Origin of the sequence: Candidatus Contendobacter odensis Run_B_J11, assembly GCF_000531125.1 — a bacterium.
GTDB lineage: Bacteria > Pseudomonadota > Gammaproteobacteria > Competibacterales > Competibacteraceae > Contendibacter > Contendibacter odensensis.
This window is the reverse complement of record NZ_CBTK010000056.1, coordinates 1-8517: the sequence shown is the minus strand read 5'-3', so window position 1 is coordinate 8517 and position 8517 is coordinate 1. Positions and strand designations below refer to the sequence as shown.

Below are 8517 nucleotides of genomic sequence, written 5' to 3'. Positions count from 1 at the left end.
ATGCGGTTGGCGTCTGAACTCCATTTTCAATCAACCGGTTAGAGATGTGTGTAATGGACAGGCTAGAGACGTGGTCACCACTGGGTGAATACCATCAAGCATCTGGAAAACCCATCGCAACGAGGGAGTTGCCGTTGGTTGGTTAATTACAAATAGGTAAACCCCCGGCTCTGCCGGGGTGACAGTAGAAGTTTGACAGTTCCGGGAGTACTCGCACAGGGCCACTGCTGGGTGTATTGCCGATGTCCGTAATTAAGGAAGATCCTCACCGTAACAGCAGGGTACTCGTAGGAGTACGCTATCAGTAGTTTAGGTGAAGTCATCTGCTAGTTGAGATCAAGAATCTCTCGTAATAGGGAATACTAAAAATACAGGCTGCGTAAAGCAGTGACCAGAGATGACATTCTCAACCGCTCGATCAGTTTTTATCACTGATACACCACCTTTAGGTGGTTCCCATAAAGGGGCCGCGTTAGCGACCCCGATTAGCCGCTTTGAGCGGCTCATGAACGAAAGCCCCCGGCTCTGCCGGGGGATGGTTACTTTTTCTTAATAGCTGAACAATGTCAGTTATAGGGAAATTAGAGTCCGAGTGGTAGGGCGCACTCATCAGAACTTTCACGTTGGTTTGGAAAAAGAACCAGACCTAACCCAGTGGTAGCAGAGAGACACACAATGAAACCTTACCGAAATGCTATCGCATTATCCTTGTGGCTGTCCGGGCTGACGGTCGGATTCGCGCTGACCCCGGATTTGGTTCAGATCGCCGTGGGATCCACCCCGTTTCAAGTCGAGAGGGCGCAAACGCCGCAACAACGCCAACACGGCCTGATGTTTCGTCAGACACTGCCGCCCGATCAGGGAATGTTGTTCGTACAGCCCACTGGACCAGCGACATTCTGGATGAAGAACACCTATATTCCGCTGGATTTGCTGTATTTCGACTCCGATGGCCGGTTGTTGCAAATCGAAGCGGGAGCGCCGCCTTGTACGACGCCGGACTGCCCGATCTACGCCAGCGACACGGCGACGGTGCGCTACATTCTGGAAATCAATGCCGGGGAAGCGGCGCGACACGGGATTAAGCCGGGCGACCGCTTACGTCTGGAATGAGTAATCCTTGGCTATCAGGGCGTTCGCTATTGCGGCAAAATGCCCCGGATTCAGGCCAACCGACAGGTGATTATGATGCGTGGCGAACTACCGGACTTCATCCGCTGCGGTCGGGCGATTTGTGGCGATCTGACGCAGGCCGAGCGGCGTGAATGGTGGCTGGCGAACGGGTTAGGTGCTTATGCCGCCGGCACCGTGGCCGGCACCCTGACCCGCTGCTATCACGGCTTGCTGATCGCACCGGTGCATCCACCGCTGGATCGCTGGCTGGTGTTCGCCAAGGCCGACGCCACCTTGGTCGACGGCGACCGTGAAATCGCGCTGTTCAGCAACCGCTGGGCCAACCATGCGATTAATCCGCCGGGTTACGTTCATCTTGAATCGTTCCGCTTGGAAGGGCGGATGCCGGTCTGGCGCTTCGCGGTCGGCGACCTGGTGTTGGAACAGCGGATTTGGCTGGAGCCAGGCGCCAATACCGTCTATGTCGCTTGGCGGCTGGCGGCGGCAAGCGCCGACCATGATGTGCAACTGCGGGTTCGGTTGCTGGTAAACGGTCGCGACCATCACGCCCGAACCCGGATGAGCGATTTTCAACCCTTGGTAGACGCGCCCGATTCAGCAGTGCGGCGGGTGCATACGGCTGATTTTACCCTGCGGTTGTGGGCACAGGGCGGCATCATCGTGGACGATGCCGAATGGTTCGAGCATTTCGATCTGCCGGTGGAACACGAACGCGGGTTGTCGCACCGCGACCATCATTTTTGTATCGGCGAGGCGGTGCTGACGCTGCGACCGGGGGTCTGGAGCGGCATCGTCGCCAGCGTGCAGGAGGTAGCCGATCTGGATTTGGACGCGGCGCAACGGCGATTCCTGAATCGGGAAATCGCCTTGTTGACCCAGGCTGAGGCGCAAGTGCCGGAGTTGCGCCGAGCGCCGGACTGGGTGCGGCAACTGCTGCTGGCGGCGGACAGTTTTCTGTTTGCCCGTCCGTTGCCGGATTTGCCGGACGGCGAATCGGTGATCGCTGGCTATCCCTGGTTTGGCGATTGGGGCCGCGACACCATGATCGCGCTGCCCGGACTGACATTAGCCACCGGCCGCAGTGATAGCGCCCGCCGCATTTTGCTGACCTTTGCCCGCTTCATTGACCGTGGGATGTTGCCCAATCTGTTTCCCAGTGCTAACGAACCGCTGGCCTACAACACGGTGGATGCGGCGCTGTGGTATGTCGAGGCATGGCGGGCCTATGTGGAAACCAGCGCCGATAGCAAAACTCTGGCCGAGGTCTTTCCGGTGTTGCAGGAAATCGTTGCCTGGCATGTGGCCGGAACTCGCTACGGCATCGGCATGGATTCCAGGGATGGGCTGCTGCGCGCCGGCGAACCGGGAATGCAACTGACCTGGATGGATGCCAAGATCGGTGACTGGGTGGTGACGCCACGGGTCGGCAAGCCGGTGGAAATCAATGCACTTTGGTACAACGCGCTGCGGGTGGTCGCCGGTTTCGCCCGGCAGTTGAGCCTATCGCCGGCCTTCTACGACGATCTGGCGATGCAGGTGGGCGATGGATTTCAGCGCTTCATCCGCCCCGATGGCGAGGGGTTGTATGACGTGCTGGACGGCCCCGACGGCGACGATGCGCACATCCGCCCGAACCAGATTTTCGCGGTGAGCCTGCCGCACAGCCCGCTCGATCCGGTTGCGCAGCAGGCGGTGGTTCGAGTCTGCGGGCGGGAACTGCTCACTTCCTACGGTCTGCGCTCGCTGGCACCGCGCCACGCCGAATTTCGGCCTTATTACCTGGGCGATGTGCGGGAGCGGGACGGTAGTTATCACCAAGGCCCGGTGTGGGGCTGGCTGCTGGGTCATTACGCGCTGGCGGACTATCGGGCGCATGGCGATGCAGCGGCAGCACAAGCCTGGCTGGAGCCGATCCGCGATCATCTGCTGGATGCCGGTTTGGGCACGGTCAGCGAGATTTTCGACGGCGCGCCGCCGCACCAGCCGCGTGGAGCGCCGGCGCAAGCGTGGTCGGTGGCCTGTGTGCTGGAAGCCTGGCAGCGGCTGGAACGGTTGAGAACGGCGTAGCACGGGCTTCCAGCCCGTGAACTGAACACGGGCTGGAAGCCCGTGCCACAAGCCAGGAATACACTGGACGATTTCAACCCTGCGGGATGAGCAATACGCATGGACACCCTCAAGATTCGCGGCGCACGCACCCACAACCTGCAAAATATCGATCTCGATCTGCCGCGCAACCGGTTGATCGTCATCACCGGCCTGTCCGGTTCCGGCAAATCCTCCCTAGCCTTCGACACCCTCTATGCCGAAGGTCAGCGCCGCTACGTCGAATCGCTGTCGGCCTACGCCCGGCAATTTTTGTCGCTGATGGAAAAGCCCGATGTGGATCATATCGAAGGCTTGTCGCCAGCCATTTCCATTGAGCAGAAATCCACTTCGCACAATCCACGTTCGACGGTCGGCACCATTACCGAGATTTACGATTACTTGCGGTTGCTGTACGCGCGGGCCGGGATTCCGCGCTGTCCGGATCATCACACTGATCTTGATGCGCAGACCGTGGGGCAAATGGTGGATCAGGTGCTGGCGTTGCCGGAGGGCGAGCGGTTGATGCTGCTGGCGCCGGTGGTCAAGGAACGTAAGGGCGAGCACGTCAAGCTGTTGCAGGAGCTGCGCGCCCAAGGGTTCGTGCGCGCCCGAATTGACGGCGAAGTGGTGGAGCTGGACAGCCCGCCGCCGCTGGATTTGCGCCGCAAGCATACGATTGAGGTGGTGGTAGACCGCTTCAAAGTCCGCGCTGATCTCGGGTTACGGCTGGCGGAGTCGTTCGAGACCGCGCTGCGGCTGGCCGAGGGCGTGGCGCGGGTGGCGTTTCTGGATCAGCCGGAACAGGCCGAGTTGCTGTTCGCCGCCGGTTTCGCCTGTCCGGTGTGCGGGTACAGCTTGAGCGAACTGGAGCCACGGCTGTTCTCGTTCAACAACCCGACCGGCGCGTGCCCGGAATGTGATGGCTTGGGGGTCAAGCAGTTTTTTGATGCTGAGCGGGTGGTGGCGCATCCGCATCTGAGTCTGGCGCGGGGCGCGGTGCGCGGTTGGGATCGCGATAATTTCTATTATTTCCAGCTCATTCAATCCTTGGCGCGGCATTACGGTTTCGAGGTGGATACCCCGTTTCAGGAGTTGCCGGAGCGGATTCGGAAGGTCATTCTCCACGGCAGCGGTCACGAAACCATCGAGTTTGAGTATGCCAACAGTCGCGGCGAACGCTCGCTGCGCCGCCATGCCTTTGAGGGCGTGATCGTCAACATGGATCGCCGCTATCGGGAAACCGAATCGAATCTGGTGCGGGATGAATTGGCAAAATATCTGAGCAGCCGCCCGTGTCCCTCCTGCAACGGGGCGCGGTTGAACCGTTCCGCCCGCCATGTCTTTATCGCCAGCCAGAGTTTGCCCGCTGTTGTGGCCCGGCCCATCGGGGTGGCCCGTGAATTCTTCGCCGAATTAACACTGCCGGGTCGGCGCGGTGAAATCGCCGCCAAAATCGTCAAGGAAATCGGCGAGCGGTTGAATTTTCTGGTCAATGTCGGATTGGATTATCTGAGCCTGGAGCGCAGCGCCGATACTTTGTCGGGCGGCGAGGCGCAGCGCATTCGGTTGGCGTCGCAGATTGGCGCGGGCCTGGTCGGAGTTCTGTACGTGCTGGATGAGCCGTCCATCGGTTTACACCAGCGCGATAACGCACGATTGCTGGCCAGCCTGTTGCGGTTGCGCGATCTCGGCAATACCGTGATCGTGGTCGAGCATGACGAGGAGGCGATTCGTACTGCGGACCATGTGGTGGATATGGGACCGGGCGCGGGGGTGCATGGCGGACGGATCGTGGCGCAAGGGACGCCGGCGGACATTGTGACTCAGCCCGAATCCTTGACCGGTGCCTATTTGAGCGGGCGGCGGCGGATTGAATTGCCGGCCCGGCGCACTCCCCCGAACCCGAACAAGAAGCTGCGGATGATCGGAGCCAGCGGTAATAATCTGAAAAATCTGACGGTAGAGATTCCACTGGGGCTGTTCACCTGCATTACCGGCGTCTCCGGTTCCGGCAAATCCACCCTGATTAACGACACGCTGTACCGCTATGCCGCCCGCGATTTGAATAACGCCAATGAATCGCCCGCGCCTTGCCGGGATTTAATTGGCTTGGAGCAGTTGGATAAGGTGGTCAACATTGACCAAAGTCCGATTGGCCGCACCCCACGCTCCAACCCGGCCACCTACACCGGACTGTTTACCCCGATTCGCGAGTTGTTTGCCGGGGTGCCGGAATCGCGGGCGCGCGGTTATCAGCCCGGACGGTTTAGCTTCAATGTGAAGGGCGGACGGTGTGAAGTCTGCCAAGGCGATGGAGTGATTCAGGTGGCGATGCACTTCCTGCCCGATATTTATGTGCCTTGCGATGTCTGTAAGGGCCAGCGTTACAACCGGGAAACGCTGGATATTCGCTATAAGGGCCGCAACATCCATGAGGTGTTGGAGATGACGGTCGAGGATGCGCTGGCGTTTTATCAAGCGGTGCCGGCCATTGCCCGCAAGCTCCAGACTTTGACCGACGTCGGCTTGTCCTATCTTCGGCTGGGTCAGAATGCGACCACGCTCTCCGGCGGCGAAGCGCAACGAGTGAAACTGGCGCGAGAGCTGTCCAAGCGCGACACCGGCCAGACCCTTTATATTCTCGATGAGCCGACTACCGGCCTGCATTTTCACGACATTGAACAGTTATTGAAGGTACTGCATGAATTGCGGGATCGCGGCAATACCATGGTGGTGATTGAGCATAATCTGGACGTGATCAAAACGGCGGACTGGATTGTTGATCTGGGGCCGGAAGGCGGCGGCGGGGGAGGGGAGGTGGTGGCCTTGGGGACACCGGAGCAGGTAGCGGCGCATCCGCAGAGCCATACCGGGCGGTTTCTGGCGCCGGTGCTGGGACGATAGAGCGCTAAAAACGGGATAGCGCGTTTGATTCCCAGCGCAGATGCTGCAACGTACTAAAAGTGGCTATCACTTCAAAGTCGCGGTCGTTGTGTAGCAGGATTAAATCATGCTCAATGGCAAGCTGGGCAATGCAGCAATCTATAGTGCTGCGCACTGTCAGTCCCTTACGGCGTAAATCAAAAAAGAGTCGAGCGGCGATAGGCCAAGTTGCAGCACTGGCCTCAACATAAATTTGAGATTCCAAATAATCAGACAGTAACCGCCATTCCCTTTCATCGCGGCACCCTTGCAGCAGTTCCAATTGGGTAAATCGAGCTAAAGCAGCCTCGCGGCCATCCAGCCATAGTCGAAGGCGCACGGCCTCAGCGCCGCTCTTATCCCGCAGAACGGCAATCCATACCGAGGTGTCAATCAGAACCATCACGCAATTCCCTGGCTTTTTTATGATCGAAATCGTCATAGAATTCAATCTGGCCCGCCAGATCAAACAGGTTTTTTCTTTTTCGGACGCGAATCAGTTCCACAATTGCCAACCGAATTAATTCGCTTTTGGTTTTTGCGCCCGTCAGAGACAAGGCTTCAGTGACCAAATCATCATCCAAAACAATGTTTGTTCGCATGACCTAATTTCCTTCACTGTCAAAAGGAGCTACCGCAGCGCCGCCCGCGCCGCCTCGGCCAGAAAGCCTGAGCGACTGACTCCGCGTGAGCGCGTGTAGTCGTCAATCTTGGCCAACAGGAGACGGGGGAGAGTGATATTGATCTTTTCTGCTGGGCCAAAATAACGCTCAACCGGAACCTCAACGATGGCCCAAATCCAACCTGCAAATTCAGGATTGGTTTGATGTACGGACAACGACGAGGCTGTCGGAAGACTGCCGCCGTCTTCAATAATGGTTTCGCAATGCAAGTCAATGGCTTCGCGGGCGTTGTCCACGGCCTCATCCAAGGTGTCCCCTGCCGAGAAGCAACCGGGGAGATCGGGAACCACGACTCCAAACGCGGTGGTGTCAGTTCCGGGTTCAATCGCAATAATGAATTTCATTTAACCGTGGGACTGTAAAATTTCCTGACAGCGGCGGGAATGCTGCTGAATTCAAGCGGCTTGCAGCGGAACAATATCGCGTTCCAACCGTTCGCCCAAGGCGATTCGCGCCTGCTGAAGATCGTAGTGCGTTTGCAGATTCAGCCAGAATTGTGCGCTGGTGCCAAAAAAACGGCCCAAGCGCAGGGCGGTATCGGCGTTAATCGTGCGTTGCCCTTGAACGATTTCACTGATCCGGCGCGGAGGAACGCCAATGGCTTCGGCCAGCCGCTGCTGGCTCAGGCCATATTCCTCCAGATACTCGGCCAGATGTTCGCCAGGATGAATGGAGTCCATTTCAGATTCGAGCATTGTGTGATCGGCGGCAAAGCTACGGGCGAATGGAAATCGCCCCAAACAACAACGGCACCGTTGCGGGCGCCGTTGGACTTTATAATTTCCTGACAGCGGCGGAAATGCCGCTGCCTTCTCAGGTGGTCTTGCGACGGCGCATCGCACCCAATGCCAGAAGACCCAAGCCGAGCAGACCGAGGCTGGCAGGTTCGGGGACGTTAATGTCAGTTGGAGGTGTGGTGCCGCCATCACGGTAGTAGACGCTGATGTGGGAGATATCGCGCGGGCCATTACCAGAAAAACTAAATGGAGGCTCAGTGTATGGAGATGCATAGTTGCCGGTATTATTGAAACCACCGCTGATGACAGGTAGCACCAGAGTTGGCATATCGATTAGATAGCCCACCAAGTTGGTATCATTGCCATCTTTGAACACAAACATCACATCCGTGTGATTCCAACTTCCAACCTTGCTGAAGGTGCCTGATTGCGGGCCGCCAGTGAAACTAAAAAACGTAGAACTATCAGTGCCTCCGCTTGATGATATGTTGTCATACTTACCATCGAACGCCCAGTTACTGAAACCAAAGAAACTTTCTAAGTTGACGGTGTAAGTTGATGATGGGGGGCTGACACTGTCATTTCCACCGCCTTGAACGCCAAGTGGCGCAAGAATTGCGCATCCCACGTTAGGGTTGACTTTGCCCGAAATATCATATGTTGATCCATCGTTACAAGGAATAAAGTTTGCGCTGGCAGTGCCAGCAAACGCCATTCCTAATACTACTGCGTACTTCAAAAAACCGGTCTTGATCCCCATGATTGCATCCTCTTGAAAAATTGGTTTAGGTGGTGAAAACAAAGCATATTTTATGCCTAAAATTTCAGTATATTGTTTATTAACGATTATTTCAAAAATCGTCCTTCCTATTTCCCCGATCCAGTGTAAAATTTTCCCTTCTGTAAATTTTCCCGTGATAGTAAATTAGCATATACTGATAAGAGAAACTTTT

At 57.1% G+C, this 8517-nt stretch carries 8 protein-coding genes; 3 read left to right on the top strand and 5 right to left on the bottom strand.

What is annotated here, in order from left to right:
* Positions 1-675 precede the first annotated feature (675 nt).
* From BN874_RS04755 to uvrA, 3 genes are all read left to right on the top strand, one after another.
* A complete protein-coding gene (locus BN874_RS04755) occupies positions 676-1113 on the top strand; it encodes a DUF192 domain-containing protein (protein WP_034431221.1) in 438 nt (145 codons plus the stop codon).
* A 39-nt stretch (positions 1114-1152) separates the two neighbouring features.
* Positions 1153-3201 carry an amylo-alpha-1,6-glucosidase gene (locus BN874_RS04750; protein ID WP_320411449.1) on the top strand — a complete coding sequence of 683 codons (2049 nt, stop codon included), beginning with the start codon at positions 1153-1155 and terminating at the stop codon, positions 3199-3201.
* A 99-nt stretch (positions 3202-3300) separates the two neighbouring features.
* Positions 3301-6126, top strand: coding sequence for an excinuclease ABC subunit UvrA (uvrA, locus tag BN874_RS04745; protein WP_034431219.1), 2826 nt, complete (start codon positions 3301-3303; stop codon positions 6124-6126).
* 4 nt (positions 6127-6130) lie between these two features.
* Here uvrA and vapC read toward each other — a convergent pair whose 3' ends face one another.
* The 5 genes from vapC to BN874_RS04720 all read right to left on the bottom strand — a co-directional run bounded on the left by vapC (position 6131) and on the right by BN874_RS04720 (position 8324).
* Entirely contained in the window at positions 6131-6547 is a 417-nt protein-coding gene (gene vapC, locus BN874_RS04740; RefSeq protein ID WP_034431217.1) for a type II toxin-antitoxin system VapC family toxin, read from the bottom strand.
* Positions 6534-6746: a type II toxin-antitoxin system VapB family antitoxin gene (locus tag BN874_RS04735; RefSeq protein ID WP_034431215.1), complete on the bottom strand. Its 213-nt coding sequence runs from the start codon at positions 6744-6746 to the stop codon at positions 6534-6536. Before BN874_RS04735 ends, vapC begins: the two co-directional genes overlap by 14 nt.
* 29 nt (positions 6747-6775) lie before the next feature.
* The gene (locus tag BN874_RS04730) at positions 6776-7171 is read right to left on the bottom strand and encodes a type II toxin-antitoxin system HicB family antitoxin (RefSeq protein ID WP_034431212.1); all 396 of its coding nucleotides are present in this window, start codon (positions 7169-7171) and stop codon (positions 6776-6778) included.
* A gap of 51 nt (positions 7172-7222) precedes the next feature.
* Positions 7223-7522 carry a HigA family addiction module antitoxin gene (locus BN874_RS04725; protein WP_034431211.1) on the bottom strand — a complete coding sequence of 100 codons (300 nt, stop codon included), beginning with the start codon at positions 7520-7522 and terminating at the stop codon, positions 7223-7225.
* A gap of 118 nt (positions 7523-7640) precedes the next feature.
* Positions 7641-8324 carry a PEP-CTERM sorting domain-containing protein gene (locus tag BN874_RS04720; protein WP_034431209.1) on the bottom strand — a complete coding sequence of 228 codons (684 nt, stop codon included), beginning with the start codon at positions 8322-8324 and terminating at the stop codon, positions 7641-7643.
* Positions 8325-8517: the final 193 nt, after the last annotated feature.

What these genes read in the sequence shown, in the direction of transcription:
- BN874_RS04755 (WP_034431221.1), top strand. Translation starts at nt 676, where the DNA reads ATGAAACCTTACCGAAATGCTATCGCATTATCCTTGTGGCTGTCCGGG.
- BN874_RS04750 (WP_320411449.1), top strand. Translation starts at nt 1,153, where the DNA reads ATGCCCCGGATTCAGGCCAACCGACAGGTGATTATGATGCGTGGCGAA.
- uvrA (WP_034431219.1), top strand. Translation starts at nt 3,301, where the DNA reads ATGGACACCCTCAAGATTCGCGGCGCACGCACCCACAACCTGCAAAAT.
- vapC (WP_034431217.1), bottom strand. Translation starts at nt 6,547, where the DNA reads ATGGTTCTGATTGACACCTCGGTATGGATTGCCGTTCTGCGGGATAAG.
- BN874_RS04735 (WP_034431215.1), bottom strand. Translation starts at nt 6,746, where the DNA reads ATGCGAACAAACATTGTTTTGGATGATGATTTGGTCACTGAAGCCTTG.
- BN874_RS04730 (WP_034431212.1), bottom strand. Translation starts at nt 7,171, where the DNA reads ATGAAATTCATTATTGCGATTGAACCCGGAACTGACACCACCGCGTTT.
- BN874_RS04725 (WP_034431211.1), bottom strand. Translation starts at nt 7,522, where the DNA reads ATGCTCGAATCTGAAATGGACTCCATTCATCCTGGCGAACATCTGGCC.
- BN874_RS04720 (WP_034431209.1), bottom strand. Translation starts at nt 8,324, where the DNA reads ATGGGGATCAAGACCGGTTTTTTGAAGTACGCAGTAGTATTAGGAATG.